Origin of the sequence: Idiomarina piscisalsi (assembly GCF_002211765.1) — a bacterium.
Taxonomy (GTDB): Bacteria; Pseudomonadota; Gammaproteobacteria; order Enterobacterales; family Alteromonadaceae; genus Idiomarina; species Idiomarina piscisalsi_A.
Genome location: NZ_CP022133.1, coordinates 1020743 through 1042631, shown reverse-complemented (window position 1 = coordinate 1042631; position 21889 = coordinate 1020743). Strand labels below are relative to the sequence as shown.

Sequence of the window (21889 nt, the reverse complement as noted above, 5' to 3'; positions counted from 1 at the left end):
GGGGTTTCGTATAGTAGAGGGGCTTATAAAAACAATATTGGGAATAATTATGAAAATGATGAAAACCCTCACTGCAGTCGCAGTGACGACGGTTCTTTTAGGTGGCTGCCAGTCAACAACATCGGTTAGTAATACAACCGCTGTTAGCCAGTCTCAGTTTCCTGAAGTAAAGGTTAACTATGAAACCTTTACCTTAGATAACGGGTTAACGGTTGTCGTTCATGAAGACCGCAAAGCCCCCATTGTTGCCGTTAACGTCTGGTACGCCGTTGGCTCTAAGGACGAGAAACCTGGTAAAACGGGTTTCGCGCACCTGTTTGAACACTTGATGTTTAATGGTACTGAAAACTACGACGACGAATACTTTGGTCCCTTTGAACGTGCCGGCGCCACTGAAATGAACGGCACCACCAACAACGACCGCACCAACTACTTTGAAAATGTCCCGACTCCTGCGCTTGATATGGCGTTATGGATGGAGTCGGACCGCATGGGTCATTTGTTAGGCGCTGTTACTCAAGAAAAGCTCGACGAACAACGTGGCGTTGTACAAAACGAGAAGCGCCAGGGTGAAGCTCAGCCATACGGTAAAGCCTGGAGCTACATTGCCGAGCAAACGTTCCCGGAAGGTCATCCTTATTCATGGTCGGTTATTGGCTCGATGGAAGACTTAAATGCAGCGACACTGGACGACGTACACCAATGGTTTAAAGACTACTATGGTGCCGCCAACGCTGTACTCGTCTTAGCGGGTGACATTGATGTTGAAACCGCGAAAGAGAAGGTCACCAAATACTTTGCTGACATCGACCCAGGCAAACCGTTGAAAAAACAAGAAACCTGGGTCGCAAAACGCGATGAAACCAAACGTGCGACCATGGAAGACCGTGTTCCAGCCGCTCGAGTTTATAAAGTTTGGAATACTGCACAAATGGGTACAGCCGACTCCGAATATCTTGAACTATTTGCTGACATCCTAGCTAATGGTAAAAACTCACGTCTTTATGAGCGCTTAGTATACGAAGAGCAAATTGCCAGCTCAGTCGGTGCGTTCCAATATGGTCGTACTCTTGCCGGGCAGTTTATGATTACCGCCGATGCCAAAGCGGGCGTTGAACTCGAGCAAATTGAAGCCATCATTAATGAAGAACTGTCACGCCTAATTAATGAAGGCCCGACACAAGCTGAGCTGCAACGCACTAAATTCAGTAATACAGCGAATTTTGTCCGCCGTGCCGAAAAAGTCGGTGGCTTCGGTGGTAAGTCTGACATTCTCGCCTCTGGTGCCGTCTACCACGACGACCCTGGTTTCTATGCACAGGAAATGGAGTGGACGAAACAGGCAACCGTCAGTGACCTTCAAAATGCCGCTCAAGAATGGTTATCCAATGGTGACTTTGTTCTCAATGTTGTGCCTCAGCCAAACTATATGGCACAGGAAACGGATGCGGATCGCTCTGAACTCCCTAATGTTGGCGACTTACCTCAGCTGGAGTTACCGGAGGTTGAGCAGTTTGCATTGTCGAATGGTTTAGATGTCTATTTGGCACAACGTACTGATACACCCACCATTGAAATGAGCTTAGTTTTTGACAGCGGTTATGCGTCGGATGTTGGCGGTAAATTAGGTACCGCAAGCTACACCATGTCAATGCTGAAAGAAGGAACTGAAAGTTTGGGCTCGTTAGAATTAAGTGAACGCTTAGAATCTTTAGGTACCAACCTAAATGCGTCAGCCAGTCTGGATAGTTCCCGCATTAGTATGGACACCCTGAGCGTTAACTTTGCAGAAAGCATGGCACTCATGAATGACGTACTGCAAAACCCAGCTTTCTCAGAAGAAGAAATTGAACGTAAGCGCTCAAACTGGATAGAGGGTATTCGCAAAGAGGAAGCTCGTCCTCAAACTCAGGCTCTGCGTGTTTTACCTGGCTTAATGTTCGGTGACGGTCATGCATATAGCCAGCCACTGACGGGCTCTGGTACGGTCGAGTCAATTAAGTCTCTGACGCGTGAAGACTTAGTTGAACATGCACAAACCTGGCTACGTCCGGACAATGCAAAACTGGTCATTGTGGGTGATACCACAGTAGAACAAGCTAAATCACTGCTGGAAGCGCAATTTGCCAGCTGGCAGGCTCCGGCAACACCTAAGCCTGAAAAAACATTGGACGCGTCTGCAGCGTCAACCAACAGTCGCGTTTTCCTGATTAATAAACCGGGAACACCTCAGTCATTAATTATTGCCGGTCAGCTTGCACCGTCAGGTCAAGTCGACAACGCCGACACGATTGACGTGATGAATACGATTCTTGGCGGCAGTTTCACCAGTCGTTTAAACATGAACCTTCGTGAGGATAAGGGGTGGTCTTACGGTGCCCGTTCTATCTGGCTGGACAATGAAGGTCCCGGGCTATTAATGGCACTTGCGCCGGTTCAAACGGACAAGACTCAGGAGTCCATTCAGGAAATTGTCAAAGAGTTTACTCAATATGAAAACGGTAAGCCGGCAACCAACGATGAACTAGCCAAAGTTAAAGCCAACAAAACCGCCAAGCTTCCTGGCGCTTATGAAACCAAAGGCGCTTTGCTGAGCGGGTTGGTGAATACCTTTAACAAAGGCAAGGATGTCGAGTATCTTGAGTCCTATGGTCAGCGCATCAATGCAATTACTCTGGATGATATCCAGCAAAGTGCAGACAATGTCTTAACGCCAAACGCAATGACCTGGGTTATTGTTGGTGACTTAGCTGAAATCGAAGATAAAGTTCGCGAACTGAATCTGGGCGAAATCACTATTCTTCAAAGTGACGAAGAATAAAAAGTAAAACAGGCTCAATAAAAAGCCCCGGCTTAATGATGAAGCCGGGGCTTTTTTTATGCCTTAACGCTAACTAATGCCTTGAACCGCTAAGCGCCAAATAACTGCTCGGCGCGACTATGCAGAATCCAGCTGGTGAGAATGTACTTATCATTAGATACCGGCGTTCTGCCGCGGTGAGTATGGGTGAAGTAAGCTGGGGCAATGACCATTTGCCCGGCTTTGGGCTTTAACGAACGTTTCTGATAGTAAAAGTCAGTCTCACCCCCCTCTTCCACATCGTTTAAATAGTACATAAATAACAAAGCTCGATGCAGTGGCTCGGTTGAGCCTTTTTGTGGAAACGTCTCACAATGCCAGTAATTGTAGTTACCCTCACCTTTTCGGTATCGCTGCATTTGAATAGCACCAACTCGAAACAACTTTTGCATAATAGCCATTTCATTGCCTTTGGCTATTTCATCGAAGTTTTCATGAGTCAGAGGCGTTGGCTTTTGGGTTTTAGGGTGTTGCAGTGTCAACGCAACCGGCGCAATTAACGCAAAGTGATATTTCTTAAAATACTGCAAGGCATGGTCTGCCGTCGTTTTTTGAATTTTCAGCAGTAAGTCTTGATACTCCGCGTGAGAGTTAAGCATTAAGTCTGTACTCGACTTTTTCTCCACATCCACGCCACCGCCAGTGCGGCCTTGAAAGGTGTGTCTGGAGCTCTCAAACGTATCAATCAACTGCTTACAAAAGTCTGACGACAATGCATTATCGTAAGTTTCTATAAAATCAGTCATAGGAAAATCAGTTTAGTAGTCGGTTTACTTCAGGACTTGGTTTGCCAATGTAGTAGCCTTGCAGGTACTCAATGTTCTGGCTACACAGATAGCTGTTCACTTCTTCGTTTTCAACAAACTCAGCCACAATAGGAATATTCAATTCCTTACAAATGCTAATCATGCCATTCAAAATGCTAGCACTGGTCTCATCATATAAAACATTCTGAACGATACTACCGTCAATTTTCAGGTAGTCCGGACGCAGACTAATTAATCGGGAGAAATTCGAATACCCTACACCAAAATCATCAATCGCAATTTGACCGCCCAACTGCCTTACCTCTTGCGCAAACGTCTGAACTTTTTCAAAATCTTCAGTCGATTCCGTTTCGGTGATTTCAAATATCAGCTGCGCTTTTTTGTGTTCCATGAGCACGTACTGTATGAAATTCACGGTTTTGTCGTTGAGTATGTCTTCAATGGACAAATTCACCGATATCGCAACGCCAAATTCTTCAGACGCTAACACCGCTTGCTCTATAACTGAACGTGTAATTTCACAGTAATAACGCGTCGTTTTTGCTTTATCGAGAAACATTCCCGGAGGTAAGTCACTGTTGTTGTCGCGCATTCTCACCAGTGCTTCATAATAACTCGGACGCTCGTTCGAGGTGCTTTTAATTGGCTGGTAATAGTTCACAAAACGATGATCAGTAATAGCCGATTGAATTTTAGGAATCCAATTAACCCTGTTTTCCTTTAAGAACTCGCGTTCTCGCACGACTTCTATTTTGTGCCCGGAATAAATTGCCTTGGCTTTTGACAAAGCACTCTCGGCGAGCTGCAGGTGCTTGCTGTCGCCAACCCCCATTCCTATGGCCACGTCCAAATTCGCCTCTACGTCACGCACTTGCAACTTAAGGTCAGACAAGGCTTCATAAAAGTGCAGTAAATGACTTTCAAACAACGTGGGTATCATTCGAAAATCAGGAATCAGTGCAAACTTGTCACTGTACAAGCGATAAATATTAATATGGTTTGGCTTTAGCTGCTTTTGTGCCCATAAACTGAATTTACGAAGCAGTTCGTCACCAAAGTCTAAACCATAAAAGTCCGCATAACTGCGGAACTTTCGTATATCAAGTACGGCAAGACATTGTGCTTTTACACGTTTCAGGTCGTTTAATAAATCAACTCTCGTTGGTAAGCCGGTTACCCGATCATAGCGCGCTTCTTGCAGCAGTTCATCGAGGTGAACTTCTCGGGAGATATCCTGAAACAACAGAACCAATTCATTTAGCGTACCCGCTTCGTCGTATAGTGGAATGGTCATACAACGACACCAGTTCGTGCGTGTATTGCTTTCAAGGCAAACCGTACCGTTCCAGCTGTTACCCGATTCAATTGCATAGCTTATAACTTCTGTTACATGCTGTCTGTTGTCAGGGTGCAGGAAATCACGAAACGCTGTGGTCTGTTTTAGGTAGTGAATATCGAGCAGCTTATGCATGGAGTCACTTAACCAACGAATGTGACCAGACGGCGACAGTCGGGCACAAAGCGCAGTAGACTCTAACGTATTTATGTACTGCTTTAACAAAAATTGATCACGCATTCGCGCTTGATTACCTCAGCGACTCAGTAGAGATGTTAGCTTTTTGTAATGTAACGAATTCGATTGAATAATAACAGCCCGCAATCGCAGATATTTCTTTAAATTTACAGTCCAGCTTGCGTATAATCGCTCCGTTTTTGCAAACTTGACTAAAATTTAGGCGCTTTATCCATGAAACACATCGTTTTCTCTTTACTCATTCTTTTAGCTTTGCCTTTTTCAGCAACCGCAGAAAAGTATTGGTCAGACACCAGTCTCACCTACTTAAATGGTAGTGACTATGAAGTTGGCGACCCTGACCGCCAGGTTATCACTCTTGAATACGTTGGCGGGTACAGTTGGGGCAAAATTTTCTCTTTCGCCGACCGCTTAGAGTCTGATAACGGCGATACCGAAACCTATATTGAGATCTCTCCGGAAATCTACTTCGTCCAGTTTGAAGACAACATCGTCAATAACTTAAGCGTTACCACGACCGCAGAAGTTGGTGACGGTTTTACTCACTACCTTTATGGCATAGGCGCAGCTTTTGATGTACCCGGCTTTCAGTTTTTTGAAGTTGATGCGTACAAGAGAAACAACGATGGGTTTGACAACAACTACCAAGTGACCTTGTCCTGGGGTGTGCCTTTCTCCATTGGTGAAACCCAATGGATGTATGACGGCTTTTTAGATTATGCCTCTGGTATTAGCGGTATCGGCCCGGCTAATATGAATTTTACGTCTCAGCTCAAGTGGAATTTGGCGCCTTATTTTGACCTGTCTGCGCCACTTTACGTTGGGCTCGAGTACGTATACTGGCGCAATAAGTTTTATATTGACGGGGTTAACGAGAAAAACCCGAACTTATTGATTAAATGGCACTTTTAAGTGCCATTTTTCTATAAATGATACACCCCTTGATAATCCGCGACATCGACGTCGAAAGGCGTCGTCTGCATAAGGTGATCGCGGAATGTTTCGAGAGCGTCAGGCTCGCCATGCACCAACTGAATCGCCGTATTGGGCTTTAATTCAGACTGCTTCAACCACTGTGTAATTTCTTCATAATCCGCATGCCCTGACAGCCCCTCTAACGCTCTTATACGAGCCTTAACCGGCAGCCACTCGCCATGCAGTTTAATCGACTCAACACCTTGTAGCATTTTTGCACCGCGTGTACCGCCTGCCTGGTGACCGCTGAACAGCACCGTTGCGCGATGATCGGCCAGCCAATGCTTGAAATGATGCAAAATTCGGCCACCTGTTGCCATACCGCTACCGGCAATTATGATATGCGGTCCAGTTTGAGAGGCTATCGCCTTTGAGTCATCAACTGAACGCGTGTACTCCACTTTGTTAAAAGTATTTTGGCACTGAGCATCCGACAACTTATGCAAGTCATGAAACCGTTGATACAAGCCGGACACATTAATGGCCATGGGAGAATCCAGGAAAATAGGTTGCCTTGGAATCCGCTTTTCATCCATTAATTTTACCAACAAATACTGTAACAACTGGGCGCGGCCTACTGAGAAACTCGGTATTAAAAGGACACCACCGGACTGAGAGGTTTCATTGACCACTTCCGCTAATTGTTCTTCTGCACTCTCGGTTGCCTGATGACGCCGGTCTCCATAAGTCGATTCCAACATCAGTAAATCAAGTTCAGGCAGCGGCTCCGGCGGATACATCATAATGTCATTTGGCCGACCAAGATCACCGGAAAAGCCAACCCGCTTACCGTCAGCTTCCAAAATAACGCTGGCAGCACCTAAAATGTGGCCCGCTTTTCTTAACGTAATAGTAATATCGCCAATGGAAAATTGTTGATGATATTCAACGCCTTGAAATAACGTCATAGACGCTTTCGCCGTGGCTTCGTCGTAGAGAGGTTCAGGTTTTTCATGCCGACTAAGCTTATGTTTACCAAGGTACTTGGCGTCCTCTTCTTGTATACGGCCACTGTCCGCCAGCAAAATATCACACAGACCGACCGTTGCGTGATGCGTAAAAACAGGACCACGGTAGCCATTTTTATACAAAACCGGAATAAAACCGGAGTGGTCTAAATGCGCATGTGTCAGAACCACACCGTCAACATCCTGAATACCCATTGGCAAAGGCTGCCAATTGCGGCGTCGTAGCCACTTGTAGCCCTGAAATAAGCCACAGTCGATCAAGAGTCGGGTGGAATCGGTTTCAACTAAGTATTTAGAGCCCGTTACGGTTTCTGCACCGCCAAGAAATACAATTTTCATACAGCGTCCTTTTCTATGCGATCACGGCCGTTTCGCTTTGCTTGTAATAACGCCCTATCGGCCCGGTCAACAGCGACCATAATATGTTCATCTTTTGATACCTGTGCTACACCAAAGCTGCATGACAAACGCTCTGCAAGTGATGGTATGACTATTTTCGATATGCCTTCTCTCAGTTTATGCGCAACACCCACGGCACCGCTTTGATCGGTATCAGGAAGTAAAATCATAAACTCGTCGCCACCAAAGCGACCGAGTACATCCGACTCCCGCAACTGCGCATTGACCGCATTGGTAATTTCAACAAGCGCTGAGTCACCAACAATATGACCGTAAGTGTCGTTAATTGCTTTGAACTTATCGAGATCAAACATAATGACTGAAATAGGTTTGTTACGTCGCCGAGCCATTTTCAGTAATAAGTCCGCTTGTTGCATAAAGTGTTCACGAGACGCTGCGCTTGTTAAACCGTCTTGCGACACTTGATGCGTCAGGTATTGATTATGTGCGACTAGCGCCGGAACTGTTAATCCAAACCAAGCCGTTGACGCTATAACAGTGACCGCAAACTGATACACGATAGCGTAATCCATCAACCCTAATAGGCCAATAGAGAAGGCCGTAATGGTACTAAAGACGGCAAGTGCTATAGCGGTTTTTAAAGGCGACTCGGTATAGGAAACCCAAAGCAAAGGTAAAATTAAAAAGAAGACCAGAAAGGCAGCCTCTTCGTAGCTGGAAAACATAGAAATGACTAAGCAAACTGCCAACATAATGACAATAATCAACAACTTTGTAGAGAAGGACGACCAGCTGCCTCCGCCTTCAGTAAACTTTAAGCCGCCTAACCAACGTTCTATTTGTGGGTAACGCCAACTTACCAACGCAATAAAAATAGGCGTGAGCACGATAACCCCGCTCAAGTCCCCTATCCACCAAGGCAACCAGGTGTACCAAAGCGCCTCAGCTTGAAGCAAGTTACCGGCAACCATGACCTCAGTACCCAGCCACGCCGCACAAAATGACGACAGTGCAGCAATACCTAAAAACGCCATAATGGTGCTCGACAAGCCGTGGCTGCCTAAGCGAAGTAATTTAGAACGCAGCAACCAGGCGCCTAAGAAATAAGGCGCCGTATGCGCAACCCCAAAAATCAAACCAGTAACGAGTAACTCATTGACCGGTGTTTGGTCACCGTATAAATCAGATACCCATAACGTTGTCACGATACTGCCAAGCAGTATTGCGGGAAAGGCTCGCCAGCTCATAACCAGAAATGCAGCGAACGTCAGCCCCGCTGGCGGAAACCAAATACTGGCGTGCGGCGCGTATTCCATTATTCCTGCAACACGCCACAAAATTATCCAGGCAAGCGCTAACAGTAATGTTCTTATAATTATTTGGCGCAATATAAACCGTCTTATTATTTTTTATTATGTCTCTTACTGTTATCAAAAAACCCTCAAAAGGCAACCTTTAGTCTATTGACGGGGCGAATTTATCTTGCTTCACTCAACATTAATAAGGAGTGAAACATGACGCCACAATACCCAAAAGCCAATGAGTTCATGGCCAGCACGCATGAGGTTGAAAACCAGCCTGAGCCTTTAGAAAACTATAATCTGTATTTAGCTGACAAGGCACTTCAGGCGGCGGTCGAACGTGAGGGAGCCAGCTGGGCCTATTCTGACCTTATTGCTTTTGGTGCACTGGCCGGTCAACGTGAAAGTATTGAGCTTGGGTTTCAGGCAAACAAATATCCGCCGGAGCTAAGAACTCACGACCGCTATGGGCATCGTATTGATCAGGTCGACTTTCACCCCAGTTATCACCAATTAATGACAACCGCCATTGAGCATGGGTTGCATGCCAGCCCCTGGAGCGACCCTAAACCGGGAGCTCATGTGGCTCGCGCCGCAAAATATTACCTGCATACTCAAGTTGAAGCCGCGCACGGCTGCCCTATTACGATGACCTTTGCCGCTCTTCCGGCTCTGCGCCACCAACCCAATTTACTCAAAGAATGGGCGCCTAAAATCACAGCCCGCGTTTATGACCCAAGCAACCGACCCCATACCGAAAAAAGCGCCGTGACGATTGGTATGGCGATGACCGAAAAGCAAGGTGGCTCTGACGTGCGTCGAAACTCGACTCGCGCTTACGCCATTGGTCAACAAGGTTCGGGGGAAGCCTATGAGCTCATTGGACACAAATGGTTTGTTTCAGCACCTATGTGTGACGCTTTTCTTGTGTTAGCACAAACGACAAACGGTTTATCGTGCTTTTTAGTCCCCCGTTGGCGCCCCGATGGATCTAAAAACCCGCTACAAATACAACAGTTGAAACAAAAAATGGGCAACGCCGCCAACGCTTCCAGCGAAACCGAGTTGCGCGGAGCTTTGGGCTGGATGGTCGGCGAAGAAGGTCGCGGTGTTCGCACGATTATCGAAATGGTCGCTACCACTCGCTACGACTGCATGATAGGTTCGTCGTCCGGCATGCGCCAGGCGGTGGCTCAAGCCATCCATCACGCCTCTAATCGCAAAGCTTTCGGTGCCCGGTTAAGCGAGCAACCGCTCATGCAAAACTTACTGGCTGACCTGGCAATAGAAAGTGAAGCGGCCATGACATACACCATGCGCATTGCCCGAGCAATGGACAACCAGGACAACGAGCACGAAAAGTTGTTGTCCCGCATTGCCACACCCATTGGGAAATATTGGATTTGCAAGCGTACACCAAACCATGCCTACGAGGCGATGGAGGTTATTGGTGGCAGCGGTGTGATGGAAAACCATATTATGCCGCGTTTATTCCGGGAGTCACCTGTGAATGCGATATGGGAAGGCAGCGGCAATGTTCAGTGCCTTGATATTTTGCGTGCAATTGAAAAGCAACCGGAGGTTCTCGACGCTTACTTTACTGAATTAGCGAAGGCTCAGGGAGCGGATCAACGCTTTGATACCTTTGTGCGTAGCTTAAAATCGGAATTTAGCGATATAAACACTCTGCAATATAGAGCAAGGACTATTGCAGACAAAATGGCGGTAGGCTTACAGGGTGCTTTATTGCTTCAACACGCCACAAATGATGTTGCTGACGCCTTTTGCGCAAGCCGCCTAGCGTCCAATAGCGGCTTGAATTATGGAACCATGCCGAGTGGACTTAACTGTGCGGCGATCGTCGAAAGGGGCGCGCCAACAAACGAATAAATAGTTCACCGACAATAGCGAGTACTAAACCGCAAACCAAGCCAAATAGGATAGCGCCCGGATTCAACTTAACCGTGTAGGAAAAGTCAATTCTGACTTCCTGTTGTATGTCTGGTACGGGAGAAATAAAAGCCTGAGTGTAAGCATTCCAGGCGTTTTCGTTAAATTTATTCAGCGCACGGAGTAATAACTGATGGCGCGTGTAAATAGCGCTAATGCTTTGTCCTCCTTCCTGGAAGACGATATCGTCACTGGCCTCATAGTGAGCAATGAGCTGTTCGATATCACCATCGAAAAACTTCTCTGCTTCGTCTCTGAATGCATCAAGGCTTTTTTCTGACTCTATTAGATGAGCATTAAGGCTTTTGCCGTATTGATCAACAAAGCCCGGTAATTGAATACCAGCCAGTACGCCCAGAATCAGCAAAATAATTCTCAGGTAAGATGTGACAACACCCATGCTCTCTCCTTACGCAGTCTAAAACAACTCTAGGCTAGACTATGGGCAATAATCAAACAAAATTACACGACTTAACGCAAGACTCACTAACCCGTCAGAACAACGGCGTTCTTGCCTTCCTTTTTAGCCTGATACATAGCCCGGTCTGCCCGCGCCATAATATTTTCAACAGTGTAATGCTCTGACGGTTTGTCGCATTGGCATAAACCAATAGACAAGGTGACTGGCAACTTTGCATGCCCTATTCCGCTGACTAATTCAGCTCTTAAACGCTGCATCATTTGCTCAGCGTCACTTGCTGCAATCATCGGATGAATAGTCGCAAACTCGTCGCCGCCAATACGAGCGACATAATCAGTATGCCGACTGTGCAAACGAATAAGTTCAGCAATCTTTTGTAGGACTTCATCACCATACTGGTGACCGTACTCGTCGTTAATTTCTTTAAAGTCATCAAGATCAATAAAGCTAACGGCGAACGGCGTTCCATGCTGCTCCAACTGCGTAATTTCATCGGTCAACTGCGCTGTAAACGCTCGTCGGTTCATTATGCCAGTTAAATGATCCGTCAGCGCCTGACGTTTTTCAAACTCCAGCTCCAAACGAATTTTATCTTCCGCTTTTTTTAGCAGCGTGTAATCGCGAGCTATCGCAATGCCAAACAGTTCACCATCAATTTCCATCTGGTTCAGCATAATATCAACATAAAACTTAGAACCATCACGGCGAACGGCGGGAAAAATTAGGCCATTTCCCATTGAGCGCCGCCCAGGGTGTTTAAAAAACTTAACCAGGTGTTCATCGTGCTTTTCCCGAAATTCTTCGGGCAATAAGCAATTTAACGGCATTTCCAACATGGAAGACGACGAATAACCAAACATTGTCGCTGCTGATTGATTCACAGCGACAATCACCCCTTCAGTGTTTATAACGACTGCACCATCGGGAATAATCTCAAGAAAATCGGTAAAGGCTTGTTTTACTTCCATGGCGCAACTCTCTTACTAAGTTAAACTTCACAATAACACCCTTTTGCAACCGCATTAATCCATGCGGGGGCTTCACCTTCCATTAAAACTAAAGGAATCAGTTCTTCGACGAAACTGCTGTTCGTAGTACAGAATGCGCCATCAGCATAAGGCCCAAGGTAAATCAGCTCTGAAGAATTATTAAACATAATAACGGCAGGTGTCGCCGGAACGAACCGCTTCAACTCAACAACTTGATCTACGTCAATACTATAATTTTCGCCACCAAACTCAGTGACTTGTCTTTTCACTTTACCTATATGACCCGCACTGCGCCAGTTACATCGACAGCCTTGTGATGAAATGTGGAAAATACTGCCTTCGACATGAAACCCGCTATTCTTTAATGCCAGCTTCAATGACCGCCCAAGGTCGCCACTATCGGACATCTCAATTAACTGGCCCTCTGAATCAAACCATACCAAACGTTGCTCTAATAAGTAGCTTAAACCCCATAAAGCTATTGCAAACCATAAAAAAACAGTCACAACTACCCACTGAGGGCGACCTTTGTTGAGTAACTTATTCGACAATGAAACGCCCGACCTCTGAGTCAAGTTGAGCCGATGTTGCTTTCAGAGCATTAGCATTAGTTTGTCCATTCAACAGTAATTTAGTTTCCGCTTCTGACAGCTCACGCATGGTCTGTGCTGAGCGAGAAATATCTTCGCTCGCGTTCCTTTGCTCTTCAGTTGCTGCCGCGACCGAAGTCACTTTTTGAGCCACATCATTAATTCGCTCGGCAACAGCACTCATTGATTTCCCTGACTCTGTTGAGTAATCAACCGCTTCATCGATTTGTTTAACGCAAGCATCCATAGAAGCCACGGCTTCTGTAACCTCTGTCAGTATATCTTTACTTATCTTACTTATCTGCTCCGCGTTTTCTCCGGTATTCGTCGCTAGTGCTCTTACTTCGTCAGCTACCACCGCAAACCCACGACCTTCCTCACCAGCTCGGGCCGCTTCAATTGCAGCGTTTAATGCTAATAAGTTGGTTTGCTTAGTAATATCATTAATTGCACCTACAACATCAGAAATGTGACGGCACTGTTCGTCGAGAGTTTTTAACTTAGTATGCGTATCCAACACATTAGACTTTAGGGAACCTATTGCAGTCGCTGCCGCCTTTGAGATCTCAGCCGACTCGTTTGAACGCCTTATTGACTCTTCCGATGCTTCCTTTGCCTCATTTGCCTGCTCTGAAATACTACTGATAGTCATCGTCATTTGCTCTATGGCACTCGCTATACTTTCAACTTCTTGAGAGCTATTCTCACGGCTTTTTATAAGCTCTTCAGTCTCATAGAAAAGAGTCGCTGAAACAGCCTGAACATCCTCAGACAAGCCCCTGGTACTTTGAATATTCTTCCTAAACTGGGCCAGTAAGTTCTTAAAAGCAGCAACCTCGCTTGTTTCTCCGTCCACATGAACCATTAAGTCCAATTTATCTGAATATTTGACGATATCCGCAATGCTATTGCGCAAGGCCTGAGCACTAACAGCTTCTTTATCACTCTGCTTTGCAATAACACAAAGCACGGCTGCTTCAGCAATAGCAAAGCCAGCGTGAATAGCGAGAATAGATAAAGTCACATAGCCTTCAGCAAAAATATAAACGTCAGCGCCATTAGACTGTAAGATGAAAAAGAGAATATGGTGAACAGCAACAACCCCAACACTCGTGACCACAACCCCCCAGTCTCTGTAATAAATAAGAAACGCCATAACAACAAAAATTTCAAAATGCATTTCGACCAAACCCATCGTTTGATCAATATGAACCGCGGTTATAAGTTGAATTGCGGCGGCTATCACATGGCGTGTCAGCTTGCTTTGCCCCAAGGTTTTAATAAGAAGCAACGGTAAAGAGACAATAAACAATGACAACAAAGTGGGAACAAACCATTCATCGGTAAAAAATGCGATAAAAATGGTAATAAGCAACTGAACAAGTAGTACACCGGTAAAAACCCGGTTCGCAGATACTACCCAGGGACGGTACAGCATAAGATTTCCTTAAAACGCTTTACATACAATCTAATCATCGCGAATAATGCGCTCATTTTTTGATCAACTCAAACAAAATTAATTCTTGTACGCGTTTTTCTAAATAAAGGTTTAACTCGGCCTGTGATATCATGAGTGCAAAATCACAGTTAATGTGACGCCCACTTCCTATAATTCCCGGAGCTTCATGTCCACAGAACAAAATCAGAGCTCGTTCCAGTCACTAGGACTGAACGACAATATCTTACGAGCTGTAAATGAATGCGGTTATACCACCCCTACCCCAATTCAAGAGCAAGCCATTCCGACCGTAATGAAAGGTCATGACTTACTGGCAGCGGCACAAACCGGAACCGGGAAAACAGCAGGTTTCACGCTTCCTTTATTGCATAACTTGTCTTTGACGAAGACAGAAGGTAAGCCTGTTATTCGAGCGCTAATATTAACACCGACACGTGAGTTAGCAGCTCAGGTTGAGGATAACCTCAACACGTACGCAAAATACACGGGCCTCAAATCGCTGGTCATTTTCGGTGGCGTTGGTATCAACCCACAAATTAACGCGTTACGTCGAGGTGTCGATATCTTAGTTGCGACACCAGGACGACTGCTTGATCACAGCCGTCAAGGAACGGTCGACTTGAGCAAGATTGATGTATTGATATTAGATGAAGCCGATCGCATGCTCGACATGGGTTTTATTCATGACATTAAGAAAGTCATGAAGCTGATTCCTGAACAACGTCAGACACTGCTGTTCTCGGCGACGTTTTCTAAAGAAATTAAAGCGCTGGCTCAGCAGTTCGTGCACCAACCTAAACTGGTGGAAGTTGCTCGACAAAATGCCACCGCTGACACAATTGAGCAACGCGTTTATCCGGTTGATAAGAAACGCAAACGTGAGTTACTAAGCTACCTGATTGGCAGCAGAAACTGGCGGCAAGTATTAGTCTTTACCCGTACCAAGCACGGGGCCAATCGTTTGGCGACTCAACTTAGCGACGACGGTTTACCAGCAATGGCTATTCACGGCAATAAAAGCCAGGGCGCCAGAACCAAAGCTTTAGCGCAGTTTAAAGCAGGAAAGTTACGTGTTTTAGTCGCAACCGACATTGCGGCACGTGGCATTGATATCGATGAATTACCGCACGTTATCAATTTCGAATTACCGCAGGTTGCCGAAGACTACGTACACCGAATTGGTCGAACCGGGCGTGCCGGCAGTGAGGGTGAAGCGGCTTCTTTGGTCTGTGTGGACGAGCACAAGTTGCTGCGCGACATTGAAAAGCTGACCAAAAATGAGATACCCAAAGAAGTGGTTCCGGGCTTTGAGCCTGATCCAAGCATAAAACCAGAGCCTATCCAAAAACCCAGAGGTAGCCGACCAAATAATTCGCGCCGCGCACCACGACAAAAACGTCCGGCGACACGGCGCTCATAACCTTACTGGTCGCGGGGGGTTACTTTAAGAAATCCAGCCCACCCGTTACCGCAGCGACCTGAGCTTCAATACATTGCTCAGGCGTTGCTTTGGGGCTGTCGGGGTAAACTTCTGTGGTTGTGGCGTACTCAGCTTTACTGAAGCTAATGCAAAGTCCCAGCTTAGACGTTGGCAGTAAAATAACACCGCGCTGCGCAATGTCTTCACCAATCAGTTTATTCTCTTCGTCAGCGTCAGCTATGTGTGTGACTTTCTCGACAGAGCCCAGTACCGCTTTTTGGAATTCAGGATAAGGCTTCTCAGCATTCCCCACCAAATAAAAACCGTCAGGGATATTCCAGTTGGTATTCACGATACCGTCCATTGCGGCTTTTGCCGGACGAAACTCACTGTTGTCAGTATCGGTCGTTTCATGCAAGTCAATGTGCGCCAGTATATCTACGCCTAAATCTGCGACATACTTCATAATATGCGCGCACTCACCTGCTGGAGACTCAGCAACAAATGAACGGTTCGGATCAATAGCGGCTGGGTTCCAACGGTTAATGGTTTCATAACCCCATGGGCTTAAACATGGCGCAACAACGACATTAAAGTGCTCGGCATAACTATTGGCTTTGGTTTCGATAAAACGCAGCGCGCCGTGAACACCACTGGTTTCGTAGCCGTGTACACCGCCAGTGACTAATACCGTCGGTTTATTACTGTCCCAACGCTTAGTTTTCACCGCGAACACGGGGTAAGTAGCACTTTCATAAGCCAACTCACCATATTGTTCAACGTCAAAGTCGTCTTTAAATGTTTCTATCTTACTGACAACATCATCAAAGTATGAACGCTTTTGAGTTTGCTCCGCTAACCATTGCGCTTTTTCTTCCGCACCCCATGGTTTACCCGGAGTACCAATGTGGTAAATCGTTTCTTGCGTCATAGTCTGATCCTATCCATTACGTCTTTGAAAGAGGCAGCTATACTACCAAAATCTTTGCAAGCACCAAAGCTACGCCGCTTTGCTCGACTCTTTACTTTCTGCTTTATTGTCAGCTTTCTCTGCCGGTGCTTTTTCCGCTTTCGGCTTTTTCGGCTTCTTAGCGCCCAGAGCAATTAATACATTCTCTCGTTCCTTCGCTAAAAACATCGCCATATCTTCAAGCTGTTTATCGTCAGTAAAAAGCTCACTGCCCTCTATCAGCGGCGTTAGCGCTTCTGCCATATCCAACATTTTATCGTGTGCATCGGCTTCGGCTTTCGAGGTAAATGTCATTTTTTCGGCTCCATCGCGAATCACTACGTATTGGGTTACTACAGCCATGGTTATGTCCTTTGCTGAGGTCTACAGATACTGGTTATTTATACAGTTATTAGTAAGTAATTGCAATAGTAGCCACATTCGCTAAACTGCGCACTCTTAACAAAGACGATAAGTACAGGAATACAGCCAGCCTCATGACTCAGTTCTCCAAAGCACAAGTTCGACTGGCTATATTTGCCATGGCCATTGGCAGTTTTGCTATTGGTATCGGTGAGTTTGTCATTATGGGGTTACTGCCTGACGTCGCTACCGACTTTAATACGGACACGCGAACAACCGGGCACTTGATCAGCCTTTACGCATTAGGGGTTGTCATCGGTGCGCCGCTTATTACCATCCTCTTCGCGCGCTTTCCGCGTAAGCCTATGCTACTGGTACTGTTGTTCGTTTTTGCTATTGGTAATTTTGCCAGTGCATCGGCAGACAATTACGTTTTGCTGCAAGTTTTAAGATTCCTGACTGGCCTCCCTCACGGTGCGTATTTTGGCATAGCCTGTTTAGTCGCTGCCGATATGGTGGGCCGAAACCAGCGCGGTATGGCTGTTACTATGGTGATGATGGGTCTTACCATCGCCATTTTAGTTGGCAACCCTCTTGCCACCTGGCTCGGGCAACTCATCGACTGGCGCACGGTTTACCACACTGTTGGCGCGTTGGGGTTAGTTGCACTGGTTATGATTGCTTTTGTGGTTCCACAACACCCGAACGAGCAAAAGACCTCTGCCCGAGGTGAAATGAGAGCCTTACAAAACCCTCAGGTATGGTTAACGCTGGCGATTGGCGCTATTGGGTTTGGCGGCATGTTTGCGGTTTTAAGCTACATAGCGCCTACCCTAATTAACGCAACAAAGCTCGCCCCCCACTGGATACCTATTGCATTGCTTATTTACGGTATCGGATCTCTGGCAGGAAGTTTGGTCGGTGGTTGGGCCGCGGACAGAAGCCTTAAGTTAACAATAGGCGGCTCACTTATTTGGTCTGCGGTTATATTAGGTGTCTTTCCGTTTACCCTTGAAAGCATTTGGAGTGTCATGCCAATGGTCTTGTTACTGGGTAGTGCCGCGGCTCTTGTGCCGGCTCTTCAGGTTAGGCTTATGGACGTCGCAGGAGAGGCACAAACCTTAGCCGCATCGCTGAATCACTCCGCTTTTAATGCCGCCAATGCACTTGGGGCATGGCTTGGTGGCTTAGCTATTGTTTCACCACTGAGCTGGCAAGGTACCGGCTGGGTTGGCTGCGGTTTGTCTTTAGCCGGTCTGTTGCTATTTTGGGTTACTAAAAAACACAGCCGTAAAGTACCGGATATTATCAGTCTTTAACTTCACCGCTGGTTGTCAGCTCCTGAAGCTCTTCGTCAGGCTTGGCGTATGACAAGCGTGCTGCGCGTGAGGTCGAGTGGTAACCATCTAATCCGGAAATGGCCATGGTACCGAGACTTTCAATGTCGATATAGCCATCACTTTGCACTGCATCTTCTTGCACATCGACCCAACGCACCTCGCCAACAATAAGTGCCGTGTCGTTATGTTGTATCGGAATAATTTCAACCAATTGCATACCAATGCGCAAAGAACTTTCAGCGACATAAGGTGCATGGAACCCATCCATAAACTCAGGCGTCAAGTCACAAGCATCAAACTCGGACTGCTCTCTGGAATAGCGCGCGGACGTTTGATGGGCTTGTTTAAAAAAACTCTCGCCAACATGATTAATGGTATACACACCACTTTCCTCAATATTCTCCCAGGTATGCCGTGTCACTGACTGTGGACGCATAACAAAGCCAAGAAACGGCGGGTTGCTTCCAAGGTGCACAACCGAACTCACAATAGCCAAGTTATCCTGCTGACGCCTATCGCGTGTGCCTATTACATTGGCACTCTTAAAGCCAGAAAGACAGTTCACAAATCGGGCACGTTCCCTATCTTGCATTTGGGCTAAATCGTTTTGTTTATAGTGTTTCATAGTAACCTCAAGATTTATCTTTAATCTGTATTACGCAGGAAAAGCCACTTTTGATCGTTGGAAAGACTCTTTACAAAAAACATTATTGCGAACAGTTATCATTTGCGTTAACTTATTTTCAGCAACGACCAAAAGGAAAAGTGATAAAAATGAAAAATGCCTACACTGGTTACTTTAGCAGTCAGGAAAACCTGCAAAAAGCCACCCAGTACCTACAACAGAAGAACTATTACAGCGCCGACTCAGTGCTGTCAGAAGCAATTGAAGATGCACGTTATGCTGCAAAAGAAGTCGTTTTGGCAGCCAATGCAATACAAATCTACACGACGGCGTCGATTTTACTCATTGCGGTTTATATTCGGATGAATAAACCGCTTCTCGCTCAGGAACAACAAGAGAGTACAAACCGGCAACTTCAGAAATGGCGCACCAATACAACCTCCGTACAAATTAATGAGTTGTGCCGCTACTGCTGCCAGTTATTGATTACCGGATGTCAGCACTCTCGCTGTGTTGGACACTACACTCAGCAACTTGAGGAGCTAAACCATGCGCAGGAACAAACCTGAACGTTTGCAACTGTCCATGAGCAAAGAGCAGTTGAAACATCTACTGTTAGAAAAGCGAGTTGTCGCAAGTGACATTCGTTGCTGCGACTACTGCAGCCAATGCGAATTAAAGGAACTTATACTGGAATGTGCCCGAATATCGTGCTCAAGTGAGACGAGAGATGCTGGTGGTTAAAACTCTTTTTTGCGAAGCACCTTTTTCTGGCCGTGCTGCTTCTTCTTATTCAAGCGCTTCTCTTTTGCTGCCCGGCTTGGTTTGGTCGGAATACGCTTTTTCTGTGTTTTCGAAACGCTTCGAATGAGCTCTGTCAGTTGCTCTAAGGCAAGTTCTCTGTTCCTTGCCTGACTACGTGTTTCCTGACTTTTAATAATCACTTTGCCACTTTGAGTAATACGGTGATCATGCTTTTTAAGCAGTCGTTGTTTATAAAAATCCGGTAGTGACGAAGCCTGAATATCAAAAATAAGTTGAGCGGCGGTAGCCACCTTATTAACATTTTGCCCACCGGCCCCGCTGGAGCGGATAAATTGCCACTCTATTTCACTTTCCGCAACTTCAACACGCTGAGAAATATTAATCATCTAAGACGGTTATCTCTTTCTGAAGGTGAATAAATACATGAGAACCTTTGTTGAACCTCGTTTAGGATAAATTATTACCCACGGCTTTGAAACAAGCGGACATGTCTCCTGTCTCGTCGGTGTCATCCGATTGTTAAAAAATATGGTATATTACTGCGCAACTTTTTACTCGAGCAGGATTAACTTATGGCAGCTTTTGGCTCTGTATTTATGCCACAAATGGCGTTAGCAACATATGAAAACTCAAATTGGAGCACGCCTGAACTTGTTCCATCCGACGCTATTCAGTTGCACCCTGGTGCCCATGTTTTGCATTATGCTAGCACTTGCTTCGAGGGGCTAAAAGCTTTCCGGCATGAGGACGGCTCAATTAATATTTTTCGGATGGATAGAAATGTAAAACGTATGCAACAGAGCAGCGAGCTGCTGTCATTGCCTGCGTTCAACGAGTCTATGCTCGAGCACATGATTATCGATGTTGTAAAACACTTTAGCGAAGAAGTCCCTGCTCCTCCGGGCTCTATGTATATTCGGCCAACCCATATTGGCACCGAAGCCGCAATTGGTAAAGCCGCTTCTCCAACACATTCTTCAATGCTTTATGTGTTGTTATCACCTGTCGGCGATTACTTTTCGGGCGGCGATAAATCACTGCGACTGTTGCTGGAAGAAAACGGCTCCCGCTGCGCGGCGCACATGGGGATGGTGAAAAGTGGTGGTAATTATGCCAGTGCACTACAGCCTATTTTAGAGGCGCGTGCCTCTGTCAATGCTGACCAAGTATTGTTCTGTCCAAACGGCGACGTTCAGGAAACCGGTGCGGCAAACTTTTTGCTAATTGATGGCAATGAGATCATAACCAAAGCACTGGATACCAGCTTTTTGCACGGCGTCACTCGTGACTCTATTCTCACCATTGCTAAAGACTTAGGAATGACAGTGTCAGAGCGGGAACTAAGTGTTGAAGAATTATTAGAGCGCGCAGCAAAACCAAACTGCGAGGCCGCTCTATCAGGTACGGCAGCCGTTTTAGCACCAGTTGGTACTCTTATTCATGATGGTCAGGAGTTCTCAGTCGGCAATGGCAACACAGGCGAAACCACACTGAAGCTCCGCAAGGCCTTAAATGATATTCAATGGGGCAAAGCAGAAGATACACATGGTTGGCTAACCAAAATCTGAAATATGTAGCACTTTTAGGTCGTTTTTCCAGGCGGTAAGACAACCCACTCTGGATCTTCGAACTCCCCTAAGGGCGTGATCTCGCAAAACGGCGCAGCGCCGCGGATAATCTCAGCAACGTCTGGGTTGTGTTGATTTTCCATTGCATCCCGCTGCGCCTTCGAGTCCCAGGATGCAATAGCAATCAGTGTTTTATCATCGCCAATTTTACGGTGGAGCTCGGTGCCTCGTGCGCCCGGAGCACGCTGAATAATTTCACTGGCTTTAACCCAGGCTTCTGCATAGTCTTCTGCTGTGTACCCTTCTTTTATACGCACCTGAAAAATATATTTCATTACTCTCCTTTATGCGGTTATAGGTACGGTTATTTGCGCTTTTTCTCCGCCTTCACCATTTTTATGTAAAAAAATACGGCGTAGAAAAAACACATACCAATAACAATAGCCAGCCCACTAAAAGAAATAAAGATAACAGGGTCACTAAAAAACTCTCGCCATAAACTCATAACGAATACTCCTATTTTGTTTTCATCAGTTTATGAGAACGCAGCAAACCCGTTATTGAGCTAAATCAACTTCTTGAATATCACTTTATATTTTGTGGGTATTTTGAAAAACATCTGTAAAGAGCACCATAAACATAAATTATTGTCCTATATTTAATAGCGTTAGTATTTTAGTTAACA

General features: G+C 46.0%; 22 protein-coding genes. 8 read left to right on the top strand and 14 right to left on the bottom strand.

The window, feature by feature from the left end:
- Positions 1 to 49: 49 nt before the first annotated feature.
- Positions 50 to 2821, top strand: a complete 2772-nt coding sequence (locus CEW91_RS05040; RefSeq protein ID WP_088767943.1) for a M16 family metallopeptidase — start codon at positions 50 to 52, stop codon at positions 2819 to 2821.
- 89 nt (positions 2822 to 2910) lie between these two features.
- On the opposite strand, the gene CEW91_RS05035 is transcribed toward CEW91_RS05040, so the two are convergent.
- Positions 2911 to 3606 carry a 2OG-Fe(II) oxygenase gene (locus CEW91_RS05035; protein ID WP_088767942.1) on the bottom strand — a complete coding sequence of 232 codons (696 nt, stop codon included), beginning with the start codon at positions 3604 to 3606 and terminating at the stop codon, positions 2911 to 2913.
- 7 nt (positions 3607 to 3613) lie between these two features.
- Entirely contained in the window at positions 3614 to 5203 is a 1590-nt protein-coding gene (locus tag CEW91_RS05030) for a sensor domain-containing phosphodiesterase (protein WP_088767941.1), read from the bottom strand.
- Positions 5204 to 5374: 171 nt separating this feature from the next.
- On the opposite strand from CEW91_RS05030, the gene CEW91_RS05025 reads away from it, so the two are divergent.
- Positions 5375 to 6073: a nucleoside-binding protein gene (locus CEW91_RS05025; RefSeq protein WP_088767940.1), complete on the top strand. Its 699-nt coding sequence runs from the start codon at positions 5375 to 5377 to the stop codon at positions 6071 to 6073.
- An 11-nt stretch (positions 6074 to 6084) separates the two neighbouring features.
- Here CEW91_RS05025 and CEW91_RS05020 read toward each other — a convergent pair whose 3' ends face one another.
- Both CEW91_RS05020 and CEW91_RS05015 read right to left on the bottom strand, forming a co-directional pair.
- Complete coding sequence (locus tag CEW91_RS05020; protein WP_088767939.1) at positions 6085 to 7443, bottom strand: MBL fold metallo-hydrolase RNA specificity domain-containing protein; 1359 nt, start codon at positions 7441 to 7443, stop codon at positions 6085 to 6087.
- Positions 7440 to 8852, bottom strand: coding sequence for a GGDEF domain-containing protein (locus CEW91_RS05015; RefSeq protein WP_088767938.1), 1413 nt, complete (start codon positions 8850 to 8852; stop codon positions 7440 to 7442). The genes CEW91_RS05020 and CEW91_RS05015 overlap by 4 nt, the downstream gene beginning before the upstream one ends.
- Positions 8853 to 8978: 126 nt before the next feature.
- On the opposite strand from CEW91_RS05015, the gene CEW91_RS05010 reads away from it, so the two are divergent.
- Entirely contained in the window at positions 8979 to 10655 is a 1677-nt protein-coding gene (locus tag CEW91_RS05010; RefSeq protein WP_088767937.1) for an isovaleryl-CoA dehydrogenase, read from the top strand.
- Here the strand turns inward: CEW91_RS05010 and CEW91_RS05005 are convergent.
- The 4 genes from CEW91_RS05005 to CEW91_RS04990 all read right to left on the bottom strand — a co-directional run bounded on the left by CEW91_RS05005 (position 10609) and on the right by CEW91_RS04990 (position 14153).
- On the bottom strand, positions 10609 to 11115 hold the full coding sequence (locus CEW91_RS05005; protein ID WP_088767936.1) for a DUF2937 family protein: 507 nt from the start codon (positions 11113 to 11115) through the stop codon (positions 10609 to 10611). The genes CEW91_RS05010 and CEW91_RS05005 overlap by 47 nt on opposite strands.
- Positions 11116 to 11201: 86 nt before the next feature.
- The gene (locus tag CEW91_RS05000; protein WP_088767935.1) at positions 11202 to 12104 is read right to left on the bottom strand and encodes a sensor domain-containing diguanylate cyclase; all 903 of its coding nucleotides are present in this window, start codon (positions 12102 to 12104) and stop codon (positions 11202 to 11204) included.
- Between the two features lie 20 nt (positions 12105 to 12124).
- Complete coding sequence (locus tag CEW91_RS04995; protein ID WP_088767934.1) at positions 12125 to 12676, bottom strand: DUF6436 domain-containing protein; 552 nt, start codon at positions 12674 to 12676, stop codon at positions 12125 to 12127.
- Positions 12666 to 14153, bottom strand: a complete 1488-nt coding sequence (locus tag CEW91_RS04990; RefSeq protein WP_088767933.1) for a methyl-accepting chemotaxis protein — start codon at positions 14151 to 14153, stop codon at positions 12666 to 12668. The genes CEW91_RS04995 and CEW91_RS04990 overlap by 11 nt, the downstream gene beginning before the upstream one ends.
- Before the next feature lie 187 nt (positions 14154 to 14340).
- On the opposite strand from CEW91_RS04990, the gene CEW91_RS04985 reads away from it, so the two are divergent.
- Positions 14341 to 15594: a DEAD/DEAH box helicase gene (locus CEW91_RS04985; protein WP_088767932.1), complete on the top strand. Its 1254-nt coding sequence runs from the start codon at positions 14341 to 14343 to the stop codon at positions 15592 to 15594.
- A gap of 19 nt (positions 15595 to 15613) precedes the next feature.
- Here CEW91_RS04985 and CEW91_RS04980 read toward each other — a convergent pair whose 3' ends face one another.
- Both CEW91_RS04980 and CEW91_RS04975 read right to left on the bottom strand, forming a co-directional pair.
- Positions 15614 to 16525: a M14 family metallopeptidase gene (locus tag CEW91_RS04980; protein WP_088767931.1), complete on the bottom strand. Its 912-nt coding sequence runs from the start codon at positions 16523 to 16525 to the stop codon at positions 15614 to 15616.
- A 69-nt stretch (positions 16526 to 16594) separates the two neighbouring features.
- A complete protein-coding gene (locus CEW91_RS04975) occupies positions 16595 to 16906 on the bottom strand; it encodes a YebG family protein (RefSeq protein ID WP_088767930.1) in 312 nt (103 codons plus the stop codon).
- Positions 16907 to 17040: 134 nt separating this feature from the next.
- Here CEW91_RS04975 and CEW91_RS04970 point away from each other — a divergent pair, with 134 nt between their 5' ends.
- Entirely contained in the window at positions 17041 to 18225 is a 1185-nt protein-coding gene (locus tag CEW91_RS04970; protein WP_088767929.1) for an MFS transporter, read from the top strand.
- On the opposite strand, the gene CEW91_RS04965 is transcribed toward CEW91_RS04970, so the two are convergent.
- Complete coding sequence (locus CEW91_RS04965) at positions 18215 to 18871, bottom strand: flavin reductase family protein (RefSeq protein ID WP_088767928.1); 657 nt, start codon at positions 18869 to 18871, stop codon at positions 18215 to 18217. The two genes, CEW91_RS04970 and CEW91_RS04965, sit on opposite strands and share 11 nt — an antisense overlap.
- 149 nt (positions 18872 to 19020) lie before the next feature.
- On the opposite strand from CEW91_RS04965, the gene CEW91_RS04960 reads away from it, so the two are divergent.
- Entirely contained in the window at positions 19021 to 19440 is a 420-nt protein-coding gene (locus CEW91_RS04960) for a hypothetical protein (protein WP_088767927.1), read from the top strand.
- The gene (locus CEW91_RS04955) at positions 19421 to 19615 is read left to right on the top strand and encodes a hypothetical protein (protein ID WP_088767926.1); all 195 of its coding nucleotides are present in this window, start codon (positions 19421 to 19423) and stop codon (positions 19613 to 19615) included. Before CEW91_RS04960 ends, CEW91_RS04955 begins: the two co-directional genes overlap by 20 nt.
- Here CEW91_RS04955 and arfB read toward each other — a convergent pair.
- Positions 19612 to 20022 carry an alternative ribosome rescue aminoacyl-tRNA hydrolase ArfB gene (gene arfB / locus CEW91_RS04950; protein WP_088767925.1) on the bottom strand — a complete coding sequence of 137 codons (411 nt, stop codon included), beginning with the start codon at positions 20020 to 20022 and terminating at the stop codon, positions 19612 to 19614. The two genes, CEW91_RS04955 and arfB, sit on opposite strands and share 4 nt — an antisense overlap.
- A 186-nt stretch (positions 20023 to 20208) precedes the next feature.
- Between arfB and CEW91_RS04945 the strand changes: the two genes are divergently transcribed.
- Positions 20209 to 21204, top strand: coding sequence for a branched-chain amino acid aminotransferase (locus tag CEW91_RS04945; protein WP_088767924.1), 996 nt, complete (start codon positions 20209 to 20211; stop codon positions 21202 to 21204).
- 14 nt (positions 21205 to 21218) lie between these two features.
- On the opposite strand, the gene CEW91_RS04940 is transcribed toward CEW91_RS04945, so the two are convergent.
- Positions 21219 to 21539: an antibiotic biosynthesis monooxygenase family protein gene (locus CEW91_RS04940; protein ID WP_088767923.1), complete on the bottom strand. Its 321-nt coding sequence runs from the start codon at positions 21537 to 21539 to the stop codon at positions 21219 to 21221.
- 29 nt (positions 21540 to 21568) lie between these two features.
- On the bottom strand, positions 21569 to 21709 hold the full coding sequence (locus CEW91_RS04935; RefSeq protein ID WP_088767922.1) for a DUF3149 domain-containing protein: 141 nt from the start codon (positions 21707 to 21709) through the stop codon (positions 21569 to 21571).
- Positions 21710 to 21889 lie beyond the last annotated feature (180 nt).

Bases quoted from the DNA above. Each gene is read 5' to 3' on its own strand.
- CEW91_RS05040 (WP_088767943.1), top strand. From the start codon at position 50: ATGAAAATGATGAAAACCCTCACTGCAGTCGCAGTGACGACGGTTCTT.
- CEW91_RS05035 (WP_088767942.1), bottom strand. From the start codon at position 3,606: ATGACTGATTTTATAGAAACTTACGATAATGCATTGTCGTCAGACTTT.
- CEW91_RS05030 (WP_088767941.1), bottom strand. From the start codon at position 5,203: ATGCGTGATCAATTTTTGTTAAAGCAGTACATAAATACGTTAGAGTCT.
- CEW91_RS05025 (WP_088767940.1), top strand. From the start codon at position 5,375: ATGAAACACATCGTTTTCTCTTTACTCATTCTTTTAGCTTTGCCTTTT.
- CEW91_RS05020 (WP_088767939.1), bottom strand. From the start codon at position 7,443: ATGAAAATTGTATTTCTTGGCGGTGCAGAAACCGTAACGGGCTCTAAA.
- CEW91_RS05010 (WP_088767937.1), top strand. From the start codon at position 8,979: ATGACGCCACAATACCCAAAAGCCAATGAGTTCATGGCCAGCACGCAT.
- CEW91_RS05005 (WP_088767936.1), bottom strand. From the start codon at position 11,115: ATGGGTGTTGTCACATCTTACCTGAGAATTATTTTGCTGATTCTGGGC.
- CEW91_RS05000 (WP_088767935.1), bottom strand. From the start codon at position 12,104: ATGGAAGTAAAACAAGCCTTTACCGATTTTCTTGAGATTATTCCCGAT.
- CEW91_RS04990 (WP_088767933.1), bottom strand. From the start codon at position 14,153: ATGCTGTACCGTCCCTGGGTAGTATCTGCGAACCGGGTTTTTACCGGT.
- CEW91_RS04985 (WP_088767932.1), top strand. From the start codon at position 14,341: ATGTCCACAGAACAAAATCAGAGCTCGTTCCAGTCACTAGGACTGAAC.
- CEW91_RS04980 (WP_088767931.1), bottom strand. From the start codon at position 16,525: ATGACGCAAGAAACGATTTACCACATTGGTACTCCGGGTAAACCATGG.
- CEW91_RS04975 (WP_088767930.1), bottom strand. From the start codon at position 16,906: ATGGCTGTAGTAACCCAATACGTAGTGATTCGCGATGGAGCCGAAAAA.
- CEW91_RS04970 (WP_088767929.1), top strand. From the start codon at position 17,041: ATGACTCAGTTCTCCAAAGCACAAGTTCGACTGGCTATATTTGCCATG.
- CEW91_RS04965 (WP_088767928.1), bottom strand. From the start codon at position 18,871: ATGAAACACTATAAACAAAACGATTTAGCCCAAATGCAAGATAGGGAA.
- CEW91_RS04960 (WP_088767927.1), top strand. From the start codon at position 19,021: ATGAAAAATGCCTACACTGGTTACTTTAGCAGTCAGGAAAACCTGCAA.
- CEW91_RS04955 (WP_088767926.1), top strand. From the start codon at position 19,421: ATGCGCAGGAACAAACCTGAACGTTTGCAACTGTCCATGAGCAAAGAG.
- arfB (WP_088767925.1), bottom strand. From the start codon at position 20,022: ATGATTAATATTTCTCAGCGTGTTGAAGTTGCGGAAAGTGAAATAGAG.
- CEW91_RS04945 (WP_088767924.1), top strand. From the start codon at position 20,209: ATGGCAGCTTTTGGCTCTGTATTTATGCCACAAATGGCGTTAGCAACA.
- CEW91_RS04940 (WP_088767923.1), bottom strand. From the start codon at position 21,539: ATGAAATATATTTTTCAGGTGCGTATAAAAGAAGGGTACACAGCAGAA.
- CEW91_RS04935 (WP_088767922.1), bottom strand. From the start codon at position 21,709: ATGAGTTTATGGCGAGAGTTTTTTAGTGACCCTGTTATCTTTATTTCT.